At 34.4% G+C, this 23,812-nt stretch carries 33 protein-coding genes; 17 read left to right on the top strand and 16 right to left on the bottom strand.

The features are described 5' to 3' along the window. Window positions 1-22: 22 nt before the first annotated feature. The 3 genes from AN34_RS10875 to AN34_RS10885 all read right to left on the bottom strand — a co-directional run bounded on the left by AN34_RS10875 (window position 23) and on the right by AN34_RS10885 (window position 1,468). Window positions 23-406, bottom strand: a complete 384-nt coding sequence (locus AN34_RS10875) for a DUF3037 domain-containing protein (RefSeq protein WP_029285257.1) — start codon at window positions 404-406, stop codon at window positions 23-25. Then, entirely contained in the window at window positions 384-1,175 is a 792-nt protein-coding gene (locus AN34_RS10880; RefSeq protein WP_029285259.1) for a HipA family kinase, read from the bottom strand. The genes AN34_RS10875 and AN34_RS10880 overlap by 23 nt, the downstream gene beginning before the upstream one ends. Before the next feature lie 104 nt (window positions 1,176-1,279). After that, window positions 1,280-1,468 (bottom strand): hypothetical protein, encoded by a 189-nt coding sequence (locus AN34_RS10885; protein ID WP_029285261.1) that lies wholly within the window; start codon window positions 1,466-1,468, stop codon window positions 1,280-1,282. A 106-nt stretch (window positions 1,469-1,574) separates the two neighbouring features. Between AN34_RS10885 and AN34_RS10890 the strand changes: the two genes are divergently transcribed. Continuing rightward, window positions 1,575-1,964, top strand: a complete 390-nt coding sequence (locus AN34_RS10890) for a hypothetical protein (protein WP_029285263.1) — start codon at window positions 1,575-1,577, stop codon at window positions 1,962-1,964. 29 nt (window positions 1,965-1,993) lie between these two features. Beyond that, complete coding sequence (locus AN34_RS10895; RefSeq protein WP_029285265.1) at window positions 1,994-2,203, top strand: KTSC domain-containing protein; 210 nt, start codon at window positions 1,994-1,996, stop codon at window positions 2,201-2,203. 252 nt (window positions 2,204-2,455) lie between these two features. Here the strand turns inward: AN34_RS10895 and idi are convergent, their stop codons facing one another. The 3 genes from idi to AN34_RS10910 all read right to left on the bottom strand — a co-directional run bounded on the left by idi (window position 2,456) and on the right by AN34_RS10910 (window position 4,507). After that, complete coding sequence (gene idi / locus AN34_RS10900) at window positions 2,456-2,974, bottom strand: isopentenyl-diphosphate Delta-isomerase (protein WP_029285268.1); 519 nt, start codon at window positions 2,972-2,974, stop codon at window positions 2,456-2,458. A 5-nt stretch (window positions 2,975-2,979) separates the two neighbouring features. Next, a complete protein-coding gene (locus AN34_RS10905; protein ID WP_029285270.1) occupies window positions 2,980-3,816 on the bottom strand; it encodes a phytoene/squalene synthase family protein in 837 nt (278 codons plus the stop codon). 424 nt (window positions 3,817-4,240) lie between these two features. Further along, complete coding sequence (locus AN34_RS10910; RefSeq protein ID WP_029285272.1) at window positions 4,241-4,507, bottom strand: hypothetical protein; 267 nt, start codon at window positions 4,505-4,507, stop codon at window positions 4,241-4,243. A gap of 390 nt (window positions 4,508-4,897) precedes the next feature. On the opposite strand from AN34_RS10910, the gene AN34_RS10915 reads away from it, so the two are divergent. The 5 genes from AN34_RS10915 to AN34_RS10935 all read left to right on the top strand — a co-directional run bounded on the left by AN34_RS10915 (window position 4,898) and on the right by AN34_RS10935 (window position 8,417). After that, window positions 4,898-5,260 (top strand): PleD family two-component system response regulator, encoded by a 363-nt coding sequence (locus tag AN34_RS10915; protein ID WP_051666443.1) that lies wholly within the window; start codon window positions 4,898-4,900, stop codon window positions 5,258-5,260. A 3-nt stretch (window positions 5,261-5,263) separates the two neighbouring features. Further along, window positions 5,264-5,893: a hypothetical protein gene (locus AN34_RS10920; protein WP_157263285.1), complete on the top strand. Its 630-nt coding sequence runs from the start codon at window positions 5,264-5,266 to the stop codon at window positions 5,891-5,893. 121 nt (window positions 5,894-6,014) lie between these two features. Beyond that, the gene (locus AN34_RS10925) at window positions 6,015-7,388 is read left to right on the top strand and encodes an exonuclease domain-containing protein (protein WP_029285278.1); all 1,374 of its coding nucleotides are present in this window, start codon (window positions 6,015-6,017) and stop codon (window positions 7,386-7,388) included. Window positions 7,389-7,567: 179 nt separating this feature from the next. Then, window positions 7,568-7,918 carry an MmcQ/YjbR family DNA-binding protein gene (locus AN34_RS10930; RefSeq protein ID WP_051666445.1) on the top strand — a complete coding sequence of 117 codons (351 nt, stop codon included), beginning with the start codon at window positions 7,568-7,570 and terminating at the stop codon, window positions 7,916-7,918. Between the two features lie 82 nt (window positions 7,919-8,000). Then, complete coding sequence (locus AN34_RS10935) at window positions 8,001-8,417, top strand: VOC family protein (protein ID WP_029285282.1); 417 nt, start codon at window positions 8,001-8,003, stop codon at window positions 8,415-8,417. 47 nt (window positions 8,418-8,464) lie between these two features. Here AN34_RS10935 and AN34_RS10940 read toward each other — a convergent pair whose 3' ends face one another. Both AN34_RS10940 and AN34_RS10945 read right to left on the bottom strand, forming a co-directional pair. Beyond that, the gene (locus tag AN34_RS10940; RefSeq protein ID WP_029285284.1) at window positions 8,465-8,914 is read right to left on the bottom strand and encodes an NUDIX domain-containing protein; all 450 of its coding nucleotides are present in this window, start codon (window positions 8,912-8,914) and stop codon (window positions 8,465-8,467) included. Continuing rightward, entirely contained in the window at window positions 8,901-9,887 is a 987-nt protein-coding gene (locus AN34_RS10945) for a cation diffusion facilitator family transporter (RefSeq protein WP_029285286.1), read from the bottom strand. Before AN34_RS10945 ends, AN34_RS10940 begins: the two co-directional genes overlap by 14 nt. Window positions 9,888-9,998: 111 nt before the next feature. Here AN34_RS10945 and AN34_RS10950 point away from each other — a divergent pair, with 111 nt between their 5' ends. Next, window positions 9,999-11,195: a pyridoxal phosphate-dependent aminotransferase gene (locus AN34_RS10950; RefSeq protein WP_029285288.1), complete on the top strand. Its 1,197-nt coding sequence runs from the start codon at window positions 9,999-10,001 to the stop codon at window positions 11,193-11,195. A 227-nt stretch (window positions 11,196-11,422) separates the two neighbouring features. Here AN34_RS10950 and AN34_RS10955 read toward each other — a convergent pair whose 3' ends face one another. Further along, window positions 11,423-12,667, bottom strand: coding sequence for an ABC transporter permease (locus AN34_RS10955; RefSeq protein ID WP_029285290.1), 1,245 nt, complete (start codon window positions 12,665-12,667; stop codon window positions 11,423-11,425). Between the two features lie 200 nt (window positions 12,668-12,867). On the opposite strand from AN34_RS10955, the gene queA reads away from it, so the two are divergent. Continuing rightward, a complete protein-coding gene (queA, locus tag AN34_RS10960; RefSeq protein WP_029285292.1) occupies window positions 12,868-13,917 on the top strand; it encodes a tRNA preQ1(34) S-adenosylmethionine ribosyltransferase-isomerase QueA in 1,050 nt (349 codons plus the stop codon). Window positions 13,918-13,991: 74 nt separating this feature from the next. Further along, entirely contained in the window at window positions 13,992-14,657 is a 666-nt protein-coding gene (locus AN34_RS10965) for a 2-C-methyl-D-erythritol 4-phosphate cytidylyltransferase (RefSeq protein ID WP_029285294.1), read from the top strand. Between the two features lie 94 nt (window positions 14,658-14,751). Here the strand turns inward: AN34_RS10965 and AN34_RS21625 are convergent, their stop codons facing one another. The 6 genes from AN34_RS21625 to AN34_RS10990 form a co-directional block, all read right to left on the bottom strand. Next, window positions 14,752-14,910 carry a lmo0937 family membrane protein gene (locus AN34_RS21625; protein ID WP_010603502.1) on the bottom strand — a complete coding sequence of 53 codons (159 nt, stop codon included), beginning with the start codon at window positions 14,908-14,910 and terminating at the stop codon, window positions 14,752-14,754. 268 nt (window positions 14,911-15,178) lie between these two features. Next, window positions 15,179-15,400 carry a DUF2795 domain-containing protein gene (locus AN34_RS10970; protein WP_010603503.1) on the bottom strand — a complete coding sequence of 74 codons (222 nt, stop codon included), beginning with the start codon at window positions 15,398-15,400 and terminating at the stop codon, window positions 15,179-15,181. 85 nt (window positions 15,401-15,485) lie between these two features. Beyond that, on the bottom strand, window positions 15,486-16,034 hold the full coding sequence (locus AN34_RS10975) for a cob(I)yrinic acid a,c-diamide adenosyltransferase (RefSeq protein WP_029285296.1): 549 nt from the start codon (window positions 16,032-16,034) through the stop codon (window positions 15,486-15,488). 66 nt (window positions 16,035-16,100) lie between these two features. After that, complete coding sequence (locus AN34_RS10980; RefSeq protein ID WP_029285299.1) at window positions 16,101-16,859, bottom strand: ABC transporter ATP-binding protein; 759 nt, start codon at window positions 16,857-16,859, stop codon at window positions 16,101-16,103. 83 nt (window positions 16,860-16,942) lie between these two features. Further along, window positions 16,943-17,233 carry an Asp-tRNA(Asn)/Glu-tRNA(Gln) amidotransferase subunit GatC gene (gatC, locus tag AN34_RS10985; protein WP_029285301.1) on the bottom strand — a complete coding sequence of 97 codons (291 nt, stop codon included), beginning with the start codon at window positions 17,231-17,233 and terminating at the stop codon, window positions 16,943-16,945. Further along, window positions 17,230-17,958, bottom strand: coding sequence for a 1-acyl-sn-glycerol-3-phosphate acyltransferase (locus AN34_RS10990; RefSeq protein ID WP_029285303.1), 729 nt, complete (start codon window positions 17,956-17,958; stop codon window positions 17,230-17,232). The genes gatC and AN34_RS10990 overlap by 4 nt, the downstream gene beginning before the upstream one ends. Window positions 17,959-18,111: 153 nt before the next feature. Here AN34_RS10990 and trpS point away from each other — a divergent pair, with 153 nt between their 5' ends. The 4 genes from trpS (at window position 18,112) to kdsB (ending at window position 20,883) form a co-directional block, all read left to right on the top strand. Next, complete coding sequence (gene trpS / locus AN34_RS10995) at window positions 18,112-19,110, top strand: tryptophan--tRNA ligase (RefSeq protein ID WP_029285305.1); 999 nt, start codon at window positions 18,112-18,114, stop codon at window positions 19,108-19,110. Between the two features lie 100 nt (window positions 19,111-19,210). Then, window positions 19,211-19,825 carry a deoxynucleoside kinase gene (locus tag AN34_RS11000; protein ID WP_025144984.1) on the top strand — a complete coding sequence of 205 codons (615 nt, stop codon included), beginning with the start codon at window positions 19,211-19,213 and terminating at the stop codon, window positions 19,823-19,825. A 68-nt stretch (window positions 19,826-19,893) separates the two neighbouring features. Continuing rightward, window positions 19,894-20,091 (top strand): DUF5808 domain-containing protein, encoded by a 198-nt coding sequence (locus AN34_RS21905; protein WP_231625540.1) that lies wholly within the window; start codon window positions 19,894-19,896, stop codon window positions 20,089-20,091. Window positions 20,092-20,094: 3 nt separating this feature from the next. Then, window positions 20,095-20,883, top strand: a complete 789-nt coding sequence (kdsB, locus tag AN34_RS11010; RefSeq protein ID WP_051666447.1) for a 3-deoxy-manno-octulosonate cytidylyltransferase — start codon at window positions 20,095-20,097, stop codon at window positions 20,881-20,883. Between the two features lie 107 nt (window positions 20,884-20,990). Here kdsB and AN34_RS11015 read toward each other — a convergent pair whose 3' ends face one another. After that, window positions 20,991-21,944 (bottom strand): helix-turn-helix domain-containing GNAT family N-acetyltransferase, encoded by a 954-nt coding sequence (locus AN34_RS11015; RefSeq protein ID WP_029285311.1) that lies wholly within the window; start codon window positions 21,942-21,944, stop codon window positions 20,991-20,993. 166 nt (window positions 21,945-22,110) lie between these two features. On the opposite strand from AN34_RS11015, the gene AN34_RS11020 reads away from it, so the two are divergent. The 3 genes from AN34_RS11020 to AN34_RS11030 all read left to right on the top strand — a co-directional run bounded on the left by AN34_RS11020 (window position 22,111) and on the right by AN34_RS11030 (window position 23,669). Continuing rightward, complete coding sequence (locus tag AN34_RS11020; protein WP_029285314.1) at window positions 22,111-22,656, top strand: hypothetical protein; 546 nt, start codon at window positions 22,111-22,113, stop codon at window positions 22,654-22,656. Between the two features lie 141 nt (window positions 22,657-22,797). Continuing rightward, on the top strand, window positions 22,798-23,181 hold the full coding sequence (locus AN34_RS11025; RefSeq protein ID WP_029285316.1) for a hypothetical protein: 384 nt from the start codon (window positions 22,798-22,800) through the stop codon (window positions 23,179-23,181). A gap of 17 nt (window positions 23,182-23,198) precedes the next feature. Then, window positions 23,199-23,669 carry an HAD domain-containing protein gene (locus AN34_RS11030; RefSeq protein ID WP_029285317.1) on the top strand — a complete coding sequence of 157 codons (471 nt, stop codon included), beginning with the start codon at window positions 23,199-23,201 and terminating at the stop codon, window positions 23,667-23,669. Window positions 23,670-23,812 lie beyond the last annotated feature (143 nt).

A 23,812-nucleotide genomic window follows, 5' to 3' on the forward strand; every position in this document is an offset into this window, starting at 1 on the left:
TGAAATGGTTAATGAGCAAGTTTTATAGTACCAGCTCATGATGTAACCTCATCATGGTTTCCTCTGCATCAACACAAAACCCTGGATGAACTTTTGAACATTGGATCACGGTACTTCTGGTGGCAGTTAACCACCTGAACCTGGATGCCTGATCATACTCACCAATCGGACCGGATCCTTTTATTCCGATGCTAATTCGCTCAAAAGCAGCTAAATTAGTTTTCAAATCTTCCAGATCAATTTTTGAATAAAGGGCCTTAACTTTAGATTCATCCAGAAAAAAAACACTTTTTAAAAATTTCTTCTTCGCACAGAACAAAATAATGCCCACATTAAGAAACTCTTCGCGTTCTACCCTAGGCATTACCCGAATAACAGCGTACTCAAATAAGTATCTCTCTTGCATGCTGTGCTTCTTTTAAAAATATTTGAGAATGATTTAATCTGGTTTCCAAAAAATAGGCATAAGCTTTTCTATGTGCCTCTTTAGTTGGGAAATTGGTTTCTCCCTCCAGCCAAACATCTGGTATCAGATCAATGATGGCATTTATTTTTTCGCTATTAAGAATGGTGTGAAATTCCTGATCAACCTCTTCCAGTTCTGATGCCCATGGAAGCAACACATGATCTTTCACCAAAAAAAACGGGCGGGTTGCCTGTTCTTCCCAGTTTTGCCAGGAATGATGAAAGTATAATGATGCACCGTGATCGATTAACCAAAGCTCTTTATGCCATACTAACATATTAGTGTTGCGGCAAGTACGATCCATATTGGTTAAGAAACAATCCAGCCAAACGATTTGTGAGGCTAATTTCGGATCAACTGTTGTTACAGTAGGATCGAAAGTAATGGCACCTGAAAGGTAATGTAGCGCCAGATTTAAACCCACACTGGCCTTCAGCAAATCCTGAATTTCTTCATCAGGCTCTGTACGGCCAAAAGCTTCATCTAATTGAGCAAAAACTAATTCTGGTATGCGTAAACCAAGTATTCTGGCTATTTCACCACCAATCAATTCTGCAATTAATGCACGTGGTCCCTGCCCTGCACCTCTAAACTTTAATACATACAGAAAGTCATCGTCCGCTTCGGCAATTGCTGGCATAGAGCCACCCTCACGCAGGGGCGTTACGTATCTGGTAACGTTAACTGTTCTAAGTTGAAAATTAGTCATAAGTATAAGTGAAATGGCAGATTAAATCCATGCGGTATTTTCACTTATTGCAAATTTAACAGATTAAATCCATAATCAAGCCAAACTATACCAGCATCCGGGCATTAATCATGCCCTAAATAGGCAATTCCAGCTGGTGTTATTGTAGCAGCCCATTGCACAGCGTCTCTATCAATGGTAATTAAGCCCATACTTTCTAATTCTTCATAATCATCATCTCTGCCGCCCAATACCGAAGAACTCACTTGTTGATTAATCACCTCAAGAAGTTCAATAATTTCTGATCTATCCATAACATTATAAATTGAATACTTATCTAACAGTATACCATTCAAAATGTTTAAATGCATGTAAACATTTACCTGTATTTAAGGTTACTATAAACAAATCAACTTTTTTATGGAGCTACCTATTTATTATCTTTTCGTATTTGCCATACCAGTGGCTTGCATTGCCTGGACAGTTACCAAAGAAGAAATTTTCAAAGAAGCGAGACTATTTTGTGTTGATAGATCTAAAAATTGCCAGCAGTTAATTAAAAGAAAGTTCTTCTATGTTTTTACCTGCGAATATTGCTTTAGCCACTATGTAACCATTTTAATGCTACTTATTACCAAGTATACTTTAATTTACCCTGACTGGCGTGGCTATATCATTTCATTTTTTTCTATTGTATGGATAGCCAATATCTATATGAGTTTATATAATATTATAAGAATCGATCTGAAGAAAGAAAAAATAAGGGTAGCTAAAGAAGAATCTGAACTACATGCAGATGAAGGAAAATAAGGATATTTAATTTAGTTAATAAATGATTTATGCCTTCTTCTGTAATCAATAGTTTTAGCTATCATGCTGAATCAAAAATATTAACTATTATTTTTGTTAGCGGCTACAAATATCACTACATAAATGTGCCACAAATAATATTTAATTCCTTCAAATCTGCAACATCAAAAGGCAGATACTTCAACGAAAGAATTAAAAATAAATTCAGGTTTAAAAAAAGTGCAACATTGTTAAGTTAAGTCTTTTAATGATATGTTATTGTTAACAAAATAATATTTTAATAATTAGCTCACAATTCAAAAGAGAATCAAAGCACTGACAAACAGCCATTTAAAGAAAAACATCAATTTAACATGCCCCTATCATATAATTTAAATGTAAAATACACATTAAATGATTTGGAAGTATCAATAATCTTACCTTATATTTGCTGCCGAGAGCGTTAATTTAGATACGGGTATATGGCTTAGGCTGTATGCCCGTTTTTAGTTTTATAAGGATTGATAATGCTCAATTACCTTCTCCAGACAGATTTTTAGCCATGGTGTATATTCATCAGGTTTGTATTGGAGTTCTTCCTTCAATAAAGATAAGCTCAGATATTTAAAGTCCTCTACTTCTTCCCTGTTTAATACCGGAATAAGATCTGATTTTCCAAAAAAAACATGGTCAAGCTCATGCTCTATTAATCCATTATTAAATTCTGCCTCGTAAGTAAAATTAAACGCATAGCTTAAATCGGCTTTCATTCCCATTTCTTCCATGAGCCGGCGATTGGCTGCTTCGAGGTTATTTTCTCCAGGCCTGGGGTGACTGCAACATGTATTGGTCCATAAACCACCAGAATGATATTTATTTTTTGCACGTTGCTGTAGCAACAATTCGTTTTTTGAATTAAAGATAAACACGGAAAAGGCCCGGTGAAGTACACCTTTTTGATGTGCCTCCAGTTTTTCCATGTAACCTACAGGAAAATCATTTACATCAACCAGAATTATTTGTTCTTTCATTCAGCCTATATCACATTTAATTTATGCCTGATGATGGAATCGAACATTAAACCGATTTTTAAATGATTTGAAATTCTAATTCTTTCCATCATTATTCTTTCTGCACTTAAGCCCTTGATCTTAGAGAATAACTTTTTATAATAGATATAAGATAAATAAACACCATTTCTAGAACTCATGGGCAGCATTTTAATGCCAATAAGTGCTTCAGCAAATTCATCCTCAATTTCTTTTTCGATGGCTTTCTTATCTACATCACAGAACACTTTCAAATTTACATCTGGAAAATAACTACGGTTGAGGCTTTGGAAATCTGCTTTTATATCCCGCAAAAAATTTATCTTCTGAAAGGCCGAACCTAGTTTCATTGCATATGGCTTTAAACGCTGATATTCTGATTCATCACCACTGGTAAAAACTTTTAGGCACATCAGCCCAACAACTTCTGCAGATCCTAAAATATATTTGCCATATAACTCGGGCGTGTATATTTTTTCCTGAAGATCCATTTCCATGCTGTTTAAAAAAAGAGAAATCAGCTCATGATCGATTTGATATTGGTTAACAACTTTCTGAAAAGAATTTAAAATGGGGTTTAAACTAATTCCTAAATCGATGGCCTCAAAGGTATCTTGCTTAAATTTATCCAGCAGATATTGCTTATCAAATTCGTGAAAACTATCTACAATTTCATCAGCCAAACGCACAAAACCATAAATAGAATAAATTGGCTGACGCAACTCCTTCCCCAAGAAATAAATACCCAAAGAAAAGCTGGTACTGTAACGTTGAGTAGTGAGCTTACTAAAGTCTGCAGAAAGCTGATCAAATATTTGTTTCATGCGGTAGCGTTGGGATTTTGGATGATGAATTTAAACCCATCAAATCATTTAACACAATTGATGTGGCTGATGTTTTTAAATTTTGAGATAGTTATTATACCTGATTAGATTAATTTTATAAATGAGAAAATTTTAACAAACTGATCATATAAGATATAATAACAAGACTCATTTTTGTTTAAATATATTCAATAAAATTAAAACTGAAAAGAAAATGAAGCTTTGAAAAAATTTTGAACATTACATATAGAAGAATTTGCAGATAAAGTTGCTCTTTATCAATAAGAAAGGAAAATCATCAGGCAAAAAAATAAATTTGATCAAAATAGAATTGCAAATTCAAATACAATCACTTAAAACTTAAAGGAATAACAAAATATAACCTACGAATCAATATAAAATACTAAATATCTAAAGTGATTATTTATAGGATAGATTCTGTAAGTAATACTCCACGTTCTCCATTTCCTGTTTCTATGGCATGGATATTTTTATAGCATTTTCCAAAAAAATCATAGCCATGCTCTATCATACTAATTGAAACACTATTTATGGGATAATTCATATTGGTTTGCATACAAAGTAAACTTCCATTTGCTAGTAAAAGGAAATCGAAGTCATATCCATGTTCCTGCAGTTCAATCACCCTATTGGTGATAGAAACACTTAAAAGATCAATTTTATTTTTCATGGGACAATGTTTAGATTTTATAGTCGGAAATGATAGCAATACATATCTTAATAGGGCACTATTTTAAACATAAAATACTGTAATACAATATTTTAAATATAACCATTTTATTCATTTATCATTAACCATAGCTAATTATATTTTAACTTAAATTTATTCATTTTTGTTGTTAAAATCTGTAACTGCTCCGCGATTGATGAACGTATTTAATAACAGGATAAATTCTATTCCATGCTGAATAGCTTCAATCAAGCTGGTTTACTGCTTTTATGAAATCATATCGTTAAAAAGGTCAAACTATAATACATACTATTTTGCCTTCCGTTTAAAACTTTCCGCTGTTAAATTTGTATTAGGATAGTCCACTAAATTATTAATTGAGAATCCATTTTGAAAAGAATTTTAGTTGTAGATGATGATCCTGATATTTTGGAAGTCTTTCAACTTGCACTAGAGGCTGAACAGTTTAATGTTTTTCCGCTGTTATCACCCAGATATATTTTTAAGACGATTAAAGATTACCACCCCGATCTGATTATTTTAGATATTATGCTAAATGGAATGGATGGCCGGGCGGTTTTTAAAGAACTTCGTTCAAATAGTGAAACGGAGAACATACCAGTGATAATGGCATCTGCCCGTTATGATGAGAATTATATTGTATCGCAACAATTTCATCCTGATGATTACTTAGAGAAGCCATTTAACATGACCGATTTATTACAAAAAGTAAATAAACTAACTAACAACTAATATATGAAAATAAGATTTTTAACATCTATCATAATGCTATGCTCCGCATTATCTATAAATGCAAGTGCACAAACCAGCCGACCAGATAAACTTTACAGCATGAGTGGTATTGGCTTTGCTTTCCCAATGGGACAAACATCAGATTACTTTAAACCAAAATTTTCTACCTCTTTAGGTATTAATCTGGGTTTAGGTGATAGTGGTTTGTTTCTTTATCCAAAAGTAAGTTTACACGCATTTACTTTTAATCAAATTACGCCTGATCCAGGTTTTACATATACGATACAAAAAGGCAGATCAACTACTTATTTACTAAACGTAGCCCTGGGTTACCGTAAAATTGTAAATAAATGGGCTTTTTATGGCTTTGCTGGTGCAGGTGGCGGATTTATCTTAACACCTCAGGTCGCCGTTAATGCCAGTACCTTACAAGTGAATATGGATAACAGATCAAATAGTTTAGGTATTGCCGAAGGTGGCGGAGGGATTGAATATAATATTGGCGGAGCTAATTTATTTGTAGAAGCCAGTTACATGTATGGATTTAAGAAAATACAGGATAGAACTTTCAATACTGTTCCAATCTCTATTGGTATTAAGCCAAACCTGAGCAAATTATTAAATAAGCTTTAGTAAGTCTATCTAATTGATTTAAGCGACTACCCCTTTGGGCAGTCGCTTTTTTTGTTTAAGAAATATTTAAATCATTGCAATACTAATTATTTTAGCATAAATTTGTATTTCAATTAAACCTATGTTATACGCAGTTGTAGATATTGAAACCACTGGTGGCCATGCATCAGCAAATGGTATTACTGAAGTTGCCATTAATATTCATGATGGTAATCAGGTAGTAGAGTCATTTAGCACACTGATTAATCCTGGTATACCCATTCCTGAATATATTACAGCATTAACCGGAATTGATGATCGTATGTTGGTTGATGCACCTACTTTTAGTGATGTGGCCCTGCAAATTTATCAACTATTGCATGATAAGGTTTTTGTTGCCCATAATGTAAACTTCGATTATTCATTTCTTAAACATCATTTAGATCAGGCAGGTTTTGATCTTCAATGTAGAAAATTGTGTACGGTAAGACTAAGCCGAAAATTGATTCCAGGCAAATCATCCTATAGCCTAGGCAAATTATGCAGCAGTTTAAATATCCCCATTCAAAATCGTCACCGTGCTGCTGGTGATGCCGATGCGACCAGCATTCTTTTTAATTTGCTTTTAGAACATGATATGGAAGGTGTTATTGCAGAGATGCTCAAAAAAACATCGAAGGAACAGGTCCTGCCACCAAATCTAAATAAAGAATCTTTTTTACGATTGCCTAATCAACCCGGAGTTTATTATTTTAAAGATGCCAAGGGAAAGATTGTTTATGTAGGTAAGGCTAAAGATTTAAAAAAACGGGTTGCCAGTCATTTCACAGGTAACAAAACCAATAAACAGCGTCAGGATTTTTTAAAAAATATTCATCACATCGATTATGTGCTTTGCGGCACCGAGTTAATGGCTTTAATACTGGAAGCCAACGAAATTAAGCGTCTTTGGCCAGAGAATAACAGGGCTATGAAACGCTACGAACATAAGTACGACTTATGTATTTTCGAGGATCAGAATGGGTACCTGCGCCTGGGAATTGATAAACACAGAACCAATAACAAAGCCATTCAAAGTTTTAATAGCTTACTGGAAGGATATAATTTTTTAAATCTGCTTATAGATAAATATCAGCTTTGCAATAAGCTTTGTTACTTACAGAAAACAGCTACCAGATGTAAGGCGCATGAAAATGGCCAATGTTTCGGTGCCTGCAGCAGTATTGAAACTGTTTCTGTTTATAATAAAAAATTGAATGCCGCAATAGATGATATTCAACAAACTCAGCCTAGCTTTGCATTGGTTGATGAAGGTAGAGAAGCGGATGAAATAAGTTGCTTACTAATTGAGAAAGGCAAATTCTATGGCATGGGTTACTTTACGAATAAAAATTTCCTTTCAGATGGTATAGCTCCGCTTAAAAATGACCTGGCTGTTTATCAATCAAACAGTTACATCCTAAATTTAATATTGAACCACGCGGAGCAATATCCTCAAAAGTTATTTCAACTCTAATTCATATATCGCTTCATGGGGTGATTTCATTTGTAATAGTGCAACCGAAATCATACAAAACGAGATTTTATAGCTATACCCAAATTTTATATTTCGAAAAACTATCAAAATTGATGTAAGTTTGTTAATTCAAAAAGCTTATATTATTCTATCAAAAGATTAATTTTAAAACTAATATTATGACTCCAGATTCTTTTAGAGATCTTACACTATCATTTGAAAATGTTGCTGAGGCACCCAACGCAAATAAAAACTCTTTTAAAGTTGACGATAAAATTTTTATTACCATTGATAATTTAAATTTAAAGGCCGTTTTCAGACTAACCCCTAAAGACCAGAATAAATTTTCTGATTTAGATCCTTCTGCCATCTATCCGGCACAAGCAGGTTGGGGAAAGCAAGGCTGGACCATTTTTGAGATCAAATTTATTGAGCCAGAAACCTTAAAGGATGCTATAACCAAATCATATTGTACAGTAGCGCCAGAAGAGTTGGCTAAAAAATACCTAAAGAAAACTACTAAAAAATAAATGTAAATTTTGCTTGCCTGATAATTAATTACCAGGCAAGCAATTGCAGCTTTTACCATTTAAAATAGAATTACCACACATTATGACAAGATCAATCTGGATTAATTTACCGGTTAAAGATGTAAGTAAATCAAAGGTGTTTTTTACACACATCGGGTTTACGCCTAATACAAATTATGGTGCTGGTGATGATTCGGCTTCCTTTCTTGTTGGAGATGATAAATTGGTAATCATGCTCTTTCAAAAATCTATTTTTGAAGGTTTTGCTGGCGTAGATCTTCCAGAGCAATTAACTGGCTCAGAAGTTTTGTTTTCAATTGATGCAGAAAGTCCTGAAGAAGTTGACGAAATATCTAAAAGAGTAATTGAAGCAGGTGGAATACTTTATGGCGAACCTGGTTATAAAGATGGCTGGATGTATGGCTGTGGTTTTGTTGATTTAGATGGACAACGCTGGAATATTCTTTATATGGATACCAGTAAAATGCCTATGGGTTAAATAATAGAGGATTTTTTGATTTCCTTAATAATCATTTTAAGAACATTCTAAATTGAGTTAAACTGATCTTTTAGCATTTGAGCCACTACCTGATCTGTTTTAAAAGTAATATCTTCTACTAAGAGATCTTTAATGGCAACCCATCTAAAAGCCTGTAGTATTTCACCTTCTGAATCAAAATCAAAGACTTTAGTTTTAAAGACCAATTGCAGTGGTGCTTTTTCTTTTACAAGGTAATAGATGCTAATCAGCTGGCTATCATTAAAAGAAGATTTCTCAAAAAAGTCTGTGGTGTAAAAGTGCCTTAAAATGTCAATTTCTGCATTACACTCTTCCATAAATTCACGTTTAAGGCCGTCTAATAAACCTTCTCCAAATTCTAATCCACCACCAGGAAATTTACTAAAACGAACACCATATTCTTCTTCATCACTCACTAAAACCTCGTTATTTTGGTTAATGATTAAACCATATACCCTGACATTAAAGTAACTCATATTCGAAATGTTTCTTGTTTTTAATAACGATTTCAGGTGTCCATACAATCTCACTCTTAAAGGCTTCTGCACGAACTTTACACTCGCTCATATGGCAATAGTGACAACACTCTGGTAAACATGGATCAGCGTGAATAAATAATTCTGCTTTTCGAAATCCATTTTTATTAATGAGTTCATCAATTTGCGATATCTCCCGGTGAACCTGATTGAGATCAAAATAGTAAGGAAGGGTTACATGGCAATCGATGTGAAATTCTGGCCCATACTGTTGGGTTCGAAGATTATGAACGTCAATCCACGGATTGTGCCTGTGTTTTTGTAAAACATCAACAACTTCTTCCACCAACGTAAAATCACTTTCGTCCATCAATCCGCCAACAGATCCCCTGGTAAGCTGATAGCCGGAATAAATAATGTAAAAGCCCACCAGTACTGATAGCAAACTATCTAACCAAATTATATTTGTTAGCTGAATTAAAATTAAGCCTATAACAATTGCTGCACTGGTATAGGTATCAGTAAGTAAATGTTTTCCATCAGCCTTTAAGGTTACAGAATGCTCCTTTTCGCCGATATTAATCAGCTTTAAACCCACAATCATGTTGATTAAGCCAGTTATCCCAATAATCAGCGTACCTTCTAATAGCTTACCAACTGCATGCGGGTAAATGAGGTTATAAGAAGATTTAAAAATAATTATTAAGCCAGCAATCAGAATTAATATGCCTTCAACAAATGCGGAAAAGAATTCTACTTTACCATGGCCATAAGGGTGATTTTCATCCCGTGGTTGTGTACTTAAATAAATGCTGTAGAATGCAAAACTTCCTGCTATCACATTCACAATACTCTCTGCAGCATCTGTTAAAATAGCATTAGAGCCCGTAATAAAATAGGCAACGAACTTAGCAAACATTAATACCACACTCACTAAAAGTGAAATGGCTATTGCTTTTTTCTTGATTGTCACGATTTTTTTTTCCAAAAATACGCTTATCGATCAAATTAAATGATAAAAACTATGGATTTTTTAGTGCAGAATAATATTTGGTTTATATATTTGCCTTCAAAGTAATTAACCATGAGCACCTTATCTAAAAGAATCAACAGTCTATCAGAATCTGCAACCCTTAAAATGACTAAACTTGGTCGCGAATTAGCGTCTAAGGGCATTAACATCATTAGTTTAAGTGTTGGTGAACCCGATTTTAATACGCCTGACCATGTTAAAAATGCTGCGAAACAAGCATTAGACGAAAACTACACCCGCTACTCCCCTGTTCCAGGTTACCCTGATTTACGCCAGGCCATTGTTAAAAAATTAAAGACGGAAAACAATCTGGATTATGATATCTCTCAGATTGTAGTTTCTACTGGTGCTAAACAATCTCTTTCAAACGTAATTCTGACGTTAATAGATCCAGAAGATGAAGTGATCATTCCTACACCTTACTGGGTTTCTTATTCAGAAATGGTGACGCTTGCTGAAGGAAAGTCAGTTTTTATTGATACTGATCTTGAAAGTAATTTTAAGATTACACCTGAGCAACTAGAAGCTGTCATTACACCAAAATCTAAGCTTTTTATGTTCTCTTCGCCATGTAATCCAACTGGTTCGGTTTATAATAAGGAAGAATTAGCTGCGCTGGTTAAGGTTTTTGAGAAACATCCAAACATTTATATCTTATCTGATGAGATCTATGAGCACATCAACTTTGTTGATAGTCATGAATCTATTGCTCAATTCGACAGTATTAAAGATCGTGTAATTGTGGTTAATGGATTTTCAAAGGCTTTTGCCATGACAGGCTGGAGATTAGGTTATATTGCTGCGAATAAGGAAATAGCCGCCGCTAATGACAAATTGCAAGGTCAAACTACGTCAGGAACTTGTTCTATAGCTCAACGTGCTGGTATTGTTGCGTATGAGCAGGGCTTAGAAAGTGTATTGAAGATGAAAGAGGCTTTTTTACGCAGAAGAGAATTGGTATATAATTTACTCAATGAAATTCCTGGGGTTAAAACCAATCTTCCAGATGGTGCCTTCTACTTTTTCCCTGAAATCAGTTCTTTCTTTGGTAAAAAAGATGCTGCTGGAAATGTGATTAAAGATTCTTCCGACCTGGCCCTATACTTATTAAATGTTGGTCATGTAGCAACAGTTGGTGGTGATTCTTTTGGCAATAATAACTATATCCGCCTATCTTATGCCGCATCTGATGAAAGCTTAGTTGAAGCATTGAGAAGAATTAAAGAGGCATTGGGTAAATTAGCTTAGCCAGTATATATTTAAAATATAATAATGCCCTTCGTTAGATTAACGAGGGGTTTTTTATTGATTAATTTTCGTTCTCATTAAAAACGAGGATGTATAAGAAGGGCGACTCCATCGCCCGTAATTATTCTCAAACATGTGATAAGTGTAAATCTCTGCAGTTTCTCGTTACAAACGGCAACGGTTTACACTAATCGATTCAATTACCTACAATCAGATTATTAAAAGAATTAACTTCTAATGGCTTCTACCGGATCTAATCTGGATGCTGAATATGCTGGCCAGAAACCAGATATTGTACCAATTATAATAGAAATTCCTATTCCAAGGATGATATTGTTTAGTCCTAAGATGATATTAAACCCGGTAATAGCACCGATTAATAAGGCGAGCAAATAAACCAGTAACAAACCTAATAAACCACCGAGAATACACAGGGATATTGACTCGAAAATAAATTGCAGTAAAATGAAATAATTTTTAGCGCCCAATGATTTTTGAATGCCAATGATATTCGTTCGTTCCTTTACGGATACAAACATAATGTTGGCGATACTAAACCCACCAACCAGAATAGAGAAACCGCCAATAATCCATCCTGCCCAGTTAACCATGGTGAACATAGAATCTAACTGATTAGAAATAATAGTGGTTTTATTTAGGGCAAAATCATCTTCCTGACCGGGCCTGATTCTATGAATTGATCGCATTAAACCCTGAAGTTCACTCTCAATTTCTTCCAATGACACGTTGTCATTTCCGCGAACTGTAATTTGTGGATCATATCGTTCGCTTTGAATATCTAAAACCCCTTTTGCAAAATTAACAGGAACGTTAACATTTTTATCAAGGGTACTTCCAAACATATCTTCACCCTCTTTTTTAAACACACCTATAACAGTTAACCGCCGACCTAAAATTTGTACTTGTTTCCCAATCGGATTGTCTGAACCAAACAATCCTTCTGCAATGTCGGCACCCATTAATAAAACAGGTGCACCGCTATTGCTTTCACTTTCAGTAAAATAACGACCAGCCTGTAGTTCAAAATTCCAGGTTTTATCAAAGTCTTGAGAAGCAGCTGATACTGTGATTCCTTCAACAGAACTGCTTCTGTATTTTATGGTTCTATCGCTTGTAGATATTTCAAAGGTAATTCCTTGTGCGTTTTCCATGCGTTCTCTTAACATCGCGAAATCACGGAGAGAGGGCTGCGGACGATTCATATATTTCCACCAGGGATAATTATCACCAAAACTCCATGGCCATTTCTGTATAAAGATGGTATTGGAGCCTAGTTTATCTACGCTGGCCTGAAGTTTACCACGAAAAGTATCTACTGCAGAAAAAACAGTAATAATTGTAAAAATACCAATGGTTATTGCGAGCAATGATAGCATGGTACGCAACTTATTCTGGCGCAATGCATCAAACGCAAAACGGAAACTCTCGCCTATTAGCCTAAAAATTATCATAATTATAAGTTAGATGCCATACACTAAAAAAGGTTACAACAATAATATCAAAACTAATTATTTTTCGCTTAAAAGATTGTTTAATTGTAGGTTAAGGTAAATTAAGACGGTGAAAACATAATATACATCAATTGCGTTTGATAATATATCGAAAAGAAAAATTAAATTCGTATTTTTGCACCTCAAAAAATTCATCAAGAATGAAATTATCACAATTCAAATTCAACTTACCAGAAGCATTAATAGCCAACAATCCGGCAGAACAACGCGACGAAGCTCGCTTAATGGTCTTACATAAAGACAGTGGTAAAATTGAACATAAAATTTTCAAAGACGTACTCGGTTATTTCGATGACAAGGACGTTATGATATTAAATAACACCAAAGTTTTTCCAGCCCGTTTATATGGAAATAAAGAAAAAACTGGTGCGACAATCGAAGTATTTTTACTTCGCGAATTAAACAAAGAGTTGCGTTTATGGGATGTATTGGTAGATCCAGCCCGCAAAATCCGCGTAGGTAATAAGCTTTATTTTGGCGATGACGACCTTTTGGTTGCAGAAGTTGTAGATAATACGACATCACGTGGACGTACTATTCGCTTCTTGTTTGAAGGAACAGATGAAGAGTTTAGAAGAAACGTAGAGATTTTAGGTGAAACGCCACTTCCTAAATACATTAAGCGTAAAGCAACTGCTGAAGATAAAGAACGTTATCAAACTATTTTTGCAAAGCATGAAGGCGCTGTAGCTGCCCCAACTGCAGGTTTGCATTTTAGTCGTGAGTTAATGAAACGCCTTGAACTCAAAGGTGTTGAGTTTGCAGAAGTAACCTTGCATGTAGGTCTTGGCACATTCAGAACGGTTGAGGTGGAAGATTTAACCAAGCATAAAATGGATTCTGAACAATTCATTATCGAGCCAAAAGATGCCAACATTGTAAATAAAGCATTAGAAGAAAAAAGAAAAATCTGTGCAGTAGGTACCACATCTATGCGTTCTATTGAATCAGCAGTTTCTGCTAACAGAACTTTAAAATCTGCTAATGACTGGACAAGTAAGTTTATCTTTCCTCCATACGAATTCAGTATTGCCAATTCTATGATCACTAACTTTCATACACCAGAATCTACATTATTGATGATGGTAAGTGCTTTTGGTGGCTATGAGAATGTAATGAACGCTTATGAAATTGCTGTAAAAGAAAAATATAAGTTTTATAGTTATGGTGATGCCATGCTGATTATCTAGATTTGAGTAGTGAGGTATGAGATTTGAGTTCAATCAAGTTTCATATCTCAAATCTATCACCTCATCTCTTAAAAATGAAATACTACGCTATAATTGTAGCAGGCGGTTCTGGCAATCGGATGCAAACAGAAACTCCAAAACAATTTTTATTGCTTAAAAACCTCCCGGTTTTGATGCATACGATTAAAGCTTTTGCTCAAAGCGATACTCAACCTAAAATTTTACTGGTATTAAATATAGATCAGCAAGGATACTGGAGAAGGCTTTGTGAAGAGTTTAATTTTCGGATACCACACAAAATCATTAATGGCGGAACGGAACGGTTTTATTCTGTTAAAAATGCCATTGATAGCATTAATGAAGAAAGCTTTGTAGCCATTCATGACGCTGTTCGTCCGCTAGTTTCAAAAGAGCTAATAGACAATTGCTTTAAACGGGCCGAAGCCATAGGAAATGTGATTGCAGCTGTACAATCCAGCGATAGCGTGAGAATGCTCAGAGGTGAAGAATCTGTTGCTTTAAAGCGAGATGAAATCTACCTGGTACAAACACCTCAAACATTCAGTTTAAGCACACTGAAGAAAGCTTATCTACAAGAATTTAACAGTCATTTTACTGATGATGCCAGTGTTGTAGAAGCAATGAAAGAGAATATTAATATCATAGAAGGTGAGCGTAATAATATTAAAATCACCTATCCTATCGATTTGGAATTAGCAGAACTCTTATTGAAAAAATAATTTATAAAAAAAGGCGCTTCATCAAAATGAAACACCTTTTTAATTCTTTCCATTGATATCAAAATCTGCATGGATAAAAATTGGTTAACGTATCTTAGGTTGCTCTGCCAATAACTTTTAGCAAGATTGCAATAACTGCGATTACTAATAAAACGTGAATGATGTTACCTACATCACCAAAGCCGTGGAATAAAAATCCGATCACCCATAGTATAACCAATACCACTGCTACTAAATACAATAAATTTCCCATAGTGTTAATTTTTTAAGTAAATGTTGATGTAGTAACAGTGTACATTCTCATTTTGTTTAAAAAATGTAAATATTTTTTTGGTAACTATTCTTAACGGTTGCTTTTCAGCTAAATATGAAACATAAAAAAATATCCTATTGAGCAGATTTCTTAAAATTTCAGTTAAATCTACTTTCGTAAACTTAATTAGTAGAGAAATCAGTTCAAATGTATATTTACAAAAAAACCGCTCAGCTTATCACTGAACGGTTTATATTTTTTGAAATCTTTAGTATTCATCTTCATTAAAGAAGAAATCTTCTTTAGTCGGATAATCTGGCCAAATCTCTTCAATAGTTTCATAAGGTTCACCGTCATCTTCTAAAGCCTGTAAGTTCTCAATAACTTCTACAGGAGCACCAGAGCGGATTCCATAGTCAATTAATTCATCTTTAGTTGCAGGCCAAGGTGCGTCTTCCAAGTGCGATGCTAATTCTAATGTCCAATACATATCTTCAATTCAATTAAATTCTTGTTCTTAATAATGCGCAAAGTATATTAAAATTTTTGAGCTAAACAAACTTATTTTTCAACTTTTAAACACGTGGGATCCAAATGTTTTCCTCTGCTCCAAAATCCATATTCAGTTTTCGTGCCAAAACGAACAAATAATCACTTAAACGATTTAAATATACGGTTACATGCTCATCTACAAAGTTATGTTCTGCCAATTCCACTGTTAGTCTTTCTGCCCTCCGGCAAACACACCTAGCAATATGGCAGTAAGAAACGACAGTATTTCCGCCTGGCAGCACAAAATGTTTTAATGCCGGCAGTAATTCGTTCATCGAATCCATTTCGTTTTCCAACAAAATAATATCTGAATCATGCAAATCAGGAATTTTCATTCTTGAATTTTGGGGATCAGCAGCTAAAGATGCGCCTATTGTAAATAAACGATCCTGAATCTCTTTTAGTAATTTTTTATGGTGCTCATCAATATCCTGGCACATGATTAATCCAACATATGAGTTCAGTTCATCAACTGTGCCATAGCTTTCGATACGTTTATGGAATTTAGGTACACGGGTACCTCCAATTAATGACGTTTGACCTTTATCACCTGTTTTAGTGTAAATTTTCATGACGCTGATCTCTTTTCTGAGATATTTATGTATTATCCAAATCCATATGAAGGATTTAAGAATTGTTTAGTTAATTTTTTCCCAGTCGCTCCCACTATCTTTTAAAGCCTGGAGGCGTGGCGAAACATTTTTAATATCTGTATTCAGATAATCATTTTCAATTAAACCATCACGCATGCGTACTATTCGATGTGCATGTTGCGCAATATCTTCCTCATGGGTTACTAAAATAATGGTATTTCCTTTACTATGAATTTCTTCCAGCAAACCCATTATCTCAATAGATGTTTTAGTGTCCAGGTTACCGGTAGGCTCATCGGCCAGGATAATAGATGGATCGTTAATTAAAGCTCTGGCCACAGCCACCCGCTGACGTTGACCACCAGAAAGTTCATTAGGTTTGTGATCCATACGGTTACCGAGGTTCACATTTTCCAAAGCTTTAGCTGCTCGAGCTTCCCGGTCTTTTTTGCTGCTGCCTGCGTAAATAAGCGGCAGGGCTACATTATCCAAAGCGGTAGATCGAGGGAGTAAATTAAAAGTCTGAAAAACAAATCCGATTTCCTGATTCCGAACTTCTGCCAATGCATCATCTGTCATATGACTTACATTGGTTCCATTCAAAACATAAGTGCCGCTTGAAGGGGTATCTAAACAACCCAAAATATTCATTAAAGTAGATTTACCGGAACCAGATGGGCCCATTAAAGCAACAAATTCTCCTTTATTAATATCCAGAGAAACCGATTTTAAGGCATGAATTACTTCTGATCCGATGACATATTTACGCCCGATTTCTTTAATGATAATAAGTGGTTGCTCCATGTTTTTTCTTTTTTAGACAGGCTTAATAGGTAAGATGTTACAAGATGAATAAAAAAATGCTAAACAGATCTTGAATAAACTTGCTATTTCTCAATAATTTTCGGAACCATAAAAAACTGATCCGTATGTTTCGCTGCATTTTTTAATCCATCAGCGGTAGCAATTTCCTGTTTAACAATATCCTCCCTCCAAACATTTGTGGCTTCATTCATATATACCAGTGGCTTTACATGAGAAGTATCCAATTCGTTTAATTTCTCCATAAATGATAAAATCTTATTCATTTCAGGGATCAAATTCTCTGCTGCTTCTTCATCAATATGAATCCTGGCCAGATCTGCGATTTTATGAATGGTTTTTGCGTCTAAATTCATCTTACTAACTTACTATTTATTAATTGATAAACCTGCTCTTTGAGTGTATCAGCATCATCAACGGTTAAAATTGCGGTATTGATGGGTTTATGGACGTAAATATCGCAAATTCCCGGCTTACTTCCGTATTGGGAGCCATCATCCCAGTTAATTTTCCAAACATTAGTAATACTCACCGGAACCAGGAGTATATTTTTATCAATAGCCAACCTAAAAGGCCCATTCTTAAATTCACCTAATATTGGGGGATAGTGAACATCTATTTTCCCTTCCGGAAAAATAATCAGACTCCTCCCCTTTTCTAAATTTTCTCCGGCTTTTTTAAATGCCCTGAAAGCGGAGATTTTACTTTCACGGTTTACAGAAATATCAATTGTTTTAAAAAAAATGCCCAATACTGGATTTTTAAGTAACTCATCTTTTCCCATAAAATGATATTTTCCATGGCCCATAATACAGAAAATCATTATATCGAGGTTCGAACTATGGTTGGCACAATAAATATAAGTTTGCTTTCTATCCAGTTTTTCTTCATAAGTAAAGGAGAAAAAGACACCTGAGAAGCAACTGCATAAAAAGCTATTTACTTTACGGCAGAAGTTGAGTATCCCATAATATCTTTCATTTCTGGATGTGATATAATACAGTGGATAAAATAAGGCGAAGAAAAACACAATCCAGAAAAGATACCATAGCCTGTGAAACTGCCTTAAGAGTTTAATCATAAGCATCAAAAATATAAAATAGCCAGACAATTACAATTTAGTAAGGCTCTAATTTTAAAATTGAGTCAATAATACATCATCTAACCACTGTTTATATTAAAATTGGTTAGATGTTATACATTGCTTGTTTTTTATTTTTAATTTCGTGGCATTATGAAAGAAACGGTGGTGAGTGGCATCAGGCCAACAGGAAAGCTACATTTAGGAAATTATTTTGGTGCGGTAACCAATTTTGTAAAGATGCAGTATGATTATAACTGCTATTTTTTTATTGCAGATCTTCATTCTTTAACCACTCATCCAACTCCAGGTGATTTACATGGCTATGTGCGCCACGTTTTGGTAGAATATTTAGCCTGCGGGATTAATCCGGAAGAAACCACGATATATGTACAAAGTGATGTTCCAGAAGTTTCTGAGCTTTATTTATACCTGAATATGAATGCCTATTTGGGCGAACTTGAGCGTAGTGCTTCTTTCAAAGAAAAAATCAGATCAAATCCTGATAATGTAAACGCAGGCTTATTAACCTACCCAACATTAATGGCTGCAGATATATTAATTCACAAAGCGACTAAAGTTCCTGTGGGTAAAGATCAGGAACAGCATTTGGAAATGACGCGTAACTTCGGAAACCGTTTCAACAGAATGTACAATGCTGATTTTTTCCCAGAATCTTTTGCATTCAATTATGCTGATAATTTGGTGAAAGTTCCTGGATTGGAAGGTAAAGGAAAGATGAGTAAATCAGATGGTGATGGAAATTGCATTTATTTATCAGACAGTCCTGAAGTTATCCGTAAAAAGGTATCAAGAGCGGTAAGCGATAGCGGTCCGACGGAAGAAAATCAGGAAAAACCAGAAGCCATTCAAAACCTGTTTGATTTAATGAAGATTGTTTCAACTGCTGATACGATTGAGCATTTTGATGGATTATACAATAAAATGCAAATCCGTTACGGCGATATGAAGAAACAACTTGCAGAAGATATGATTGTATTTAACACGCCAATTAGAGAACGTATTGAAGAACTTTCTAAAGATGATCTTTATTTAAGACAAGTAGCCAAACATGGTGCTTTAAAAGCTCGTGAAAGCGCACAAAACACCATCAGAGAAGTTCGTAAATTAATTGGGTTCAAAAGTTTTTAATTATTATAAATAGATATGAGAAATTAGACTTTAGATTTGAGAAAGTTTGTATATTCTCAAATCTCATATCTTTTTATCTTATATCTCATATTTAAAAGAGATGCATATCGCAATTGTAGGCAATATTGGTGCTGGAAAAACAACCTTAACAGGTTTACTGGCAAAGAATTATGGGTGGGAGGCTTTATATGAAGCCGTTGATAATAACCCTTATCTGGAAGATTTTTACAGTGACATGAAACGTTGGAGCTTTAACCTTCAGATTTACTTTTTAAATAGTCGTTTTCAGCAAATTACAGACATTGAAGTAAACAAACGTAATGTTATTCAGGACAGGACCATTTATGAAGATGCACACATCTTTGCGGAGAACCTACATGACATGGCTTTAATGACGACCCGCGACCATGATAATTATAGGGCAATATTTGATAACATCACCTCATTTATTAAACCACCAGATTTATTAGTGTATTTACGGGCATCAGTTCCTACATTGGTGAACAATATTCAACGTCGTGGCCGTGAATATGAAGCTGGAATCCGGATCGATTATTTATCTAAGCTAAATGAAAAGTATGAGGCATGGATTAAAGGTTATAATCTGGGTAAGTTATTAATTTTAGATAAAGATAAATTGGATTTCACTAACAATCCTGAAGATTTGGGAACTGTAATTCAATCCATTGAAGCTGAAATTAACGGGTTGTTTTAGCCACCGGGTCTCCTAAAAAGGAGCTAAAAAAAGATGTATCAGAAAGTTTAAAACTATATTCTATAATGATGAAAGAAGATTTTAAACATGATCACGAATCAAACTGGAAGCTATACTTTCTTTATTTCAACTCCAGTGATAAGCGGTTATTTGTGCCTAAACGGATTAAACTATTAGGCTGGACATTGAATTTTGCTCATCCAGCTTCTTATTTTATTATGGCGCTTATCTTTGCATTTATATATTATAAAATCCATCTATCCTAATTTATGAACGATAGAAATTCAAGGTTCAACTCTAAAAATTCGCAGATAATTGGAATCATCCCGGCTCGCTATGCCTCTACCCGTTTTCCTGGCAAACCGCTGGTTGATATCGCTGGCAAGAGTATGATTCAACGGGTTTACGAACAAGCTTTGAAAGCCAAAAGTTTATCGAAGGTTGTAATTGCTACTGATGATCAGCGAATTGCGGATGAAGTTGAAAAATTTGGAGGTGAGTTTGTGTTTACGGCCGCACATCATCAAAGTGGAACGGATAGATGCGCAGAAGTAATTGAGCAATTGCCGGAATTTGATATAGTGATCAATATTCAAGGTGACGAACCTTTTATCGAACCTGCACAAATCGATTTGCTGGCAAGTTGCTTTGCAGAAGATAAGGTGGAATTGGCAACTTTAATTAAACCTATTCAAAGTCAGGAAAGCATTTATAATCCAAATAGCCCGAAAGTGGTGATTGATATAAATGGAAGAGCCATGTATTTCAGCCGGAGTCCGATTCCATTTATTAGAAATGGAGAACCTGGCGTTTGGGCAGAAAAACATCAGTTTTACAAACACATTGGCATTTACGGCTATAGAACAGAATCCTTAAAGGCGATTACAAAATTACCACAATCATCATTAGAAATTGCCGAAAGCCTGGAGCAACTGCGTTGGATTGAAAATGGTTTTTACATTCAAACAAAAGTAACTGATTTAGAAACAGTTGCCATTGATACCCCAGAGGACTTATTGAAGTTAAATAAGCTGCTAGAGGCTCTGAAACTAGACTAATCATTAACCGCAGATTTGCAGATTAAGATTGGATATGGCTTAGTCGCATTTTATGTGTTTAAAGACTTTTACAATCAAACTAACACATCCTCTGATCTGCAGTGATTTTACTGTAAAACCAATTCCATCTGAATATTACACCGGGCATATGGCGTAGGCTTGCCAACTACTTTTTTAAACCCAAGTTTATAGTAAAGATTGATAGCTGGTTTCAAAACCGTATTACTTTCCAGGTAAATTTTTGATGCATGTAAAGATTTTGCTTTTTCAATTATGGCAGAAGCAAGAAGGAAGCCGATATTTTTACCTTGTGCCACCGGTGCAACCGCCATTTTAGCCAGTTCAAAATCGTATTCACCATCGTTCATTTTAATTAGCGCACAAACACCTAGGGATTCTCCGTTAAAAAGTGCTACTAAAATATATCCTCCTTTATCTAAAATATAACTTTGCGGCTGGTCTAGTGCTTTGTAATCAGAATCTTCCATGGTAAAGTAAGTAGAAATCCATTCTTCGTTTAATGATTTAAATGCATCCTGATATTGCGGCTTGTAATCTACAATTTCCACTTTCAAACCATCACGTTCTTTTTTCTTTTCCATAACCCGTTTTAACAAACTCTTTTGTTCTAGTAAAAATTCCCACTCACCAATGGCTTCCCATAGGTTATTTTGTGTTTTTGCAGACAATTCTTCAATGGCCAGGTTAACATCTTCAATTTGTGTTTTTAGCTTTTCTGAAATTTCATTGCCTGCCTCGGTTAAACTGACTACATTTTTTCTACCATCACTCTTGTCTTTACCTTCTTTAACGTAACCTTTTTTGATCATCTCACTAATTATTTTGCTAACAGAGGGATGCGAATGGCCAATATTCTGGGCAATATTACTAATGGTTTTATCTCCACCTCCCATTAATGAATAGTAAACGGGAAACCATTTTGGCAACATATCTATTTCATACAGCTGGTAAATATTTGCAGCGTCTTCAGTAACCTTATCTGTAAAAATTCTTAATCTACTTCCAATAGCAACTTTTCCTATTTCATTAAATATATTCATATTAATTACGTAACTGGTTACACAAATATAAATATTTCCTAATTAATAGAAAAGAAAGGCTAATTTTTTTACTGTTAATTAGATAGCAATGAATATTACACGCATTAATTTAAATGCTATTTCTTTCTGGATCATTTAATAAATCTTAAATTTTGTATTTTAGAGCATGAAAAATATTTTACCCTTTACCTTCTTCTGCTTTATCTTGTTATTAACCTCATGCCAATCCGGAAATAAAAATAAGGGTGAATTAAAGGTGTTCAAAAACGTTAGCCAGAGTTTAACTAAGTCGTTCTCCAGCCTAAATACACAAGACACATTCAAAATTGAGCTCACTGGCCGTAAGCCTGAAGAAATGGTTTTGATTTTTAACATTACAAGAGCAAAAGGTGATGAAATATATCATGTTGAATTAAAGGGTAAAGATTTATTAGTAAACACAGATCCCAATGTTGATTTATCAAAAGAAAAGGAGCAGATCGCTTTTCTAAAAACGATTGCAGATAATTTTTTCTCAGAAGATAACTTTCTTGTTCCAGCCGTATTGCCAACTGATCAAGCAGACAATTATGTGCCTGACAAAATCTTTTATGAAGAGCTTAAAAAATCTCGATTAAACGGTTTTAAATATCGGTTAGGGAAAGAAAGTAATGTTTATATTGCCTGGAGTGAGAAAGATCAGAAAGTTAAGGTTTACTATAATTGTTGTTAATGAAACCCTTAAACATAAAAATAATCTTCACTCGTGTTTAGGACACCTTTTGATTTAAAGCAATATTTTAAATCTTAGTTTTCAATACTTCTCTCTTCTATTGATCACATTCCACGGTAATCGTTATTCGAAATTTTTACTATGGAGCACATTACAAATGAAATTATATTAAATGTTATTAGTGAAGGAAAAGCCAGCTTATTTTCATCGCATGCCAGACTCTCCATACCGATCATTAATAGAATTTATAAAAAAATGATTAACGATATTAAATTTGATGACATTAAAATATGTGATCATTTAATTATCGATGTCCACCATCGGTATATCAGTTCACTTTTAGCAAATATCAAACTTGGCAGCGTGCCATCTTATAGAACACTTGCGACATTAGAATATGAGTGGACGGATGTAGAATTTGTTGACGAAGAATGGGATACGAAAAGTAAAATTAAATTCCTTAATCAACTTGATGCGTATTTTAACAATATCCCTTTTAATAAAATTATTGAAATAACAAAATAAAATACATAAATTTGTTTATGCTTTTGTTGTTAGACATAGATGGTGTAATGGTGCCTGCAAACTCATGGAGAAGACCTAAGATTTTAGCGGATGGGTTTACCGAGTTTAATATTAAGGCAATTGCAGCGCTTAATAAAGTACTCTCCCACACAGAATTAGAAGTTGTGCTCACCACATCACATAAATTTAAATTTACGTTGAACGAGTGGCTGAACATTTTCAAAACAAGAAATATCAATCTAACTAAAATTAGCCGTCTTCCTGATAATGTTAAAAATTTAGATCGTAAGGGAGAAATTTTAGAATGGTTTAATCTGGATACCTCCAGAGATCATTTTATTATTTTAGATGATGATAAATCATTAAACGCGCTTCCGGAATTTTTAAAATCAAGGTTAATTCAAACAAGTGCTTCTGTCGGCTTTACAGATTATTTAGCTGATGAAATGCTTTGTTTAATTGAAGAGAAATATCTTGAATTTTCTTAGTTACTGCTACAGGGAAATATTATAATAAAGCTTAAACGTAGCAATATGTTTAAGCTTTTTGTTTTGTTGCCTGGATGAAATATTTGATGTAAATAAAATAGAAGCTGATAATTTTCTGATTTACATTACTTTATCATATTTCA

Source organism: Pedobacter sp. R20-19, from assembly GCF_000708265.2.
Classification (GTDB): Bacteria; Bacteroidota; Bacteroidia; order Sphingobacteriales; family Sphingobacteriaceae; genus Pedobacter.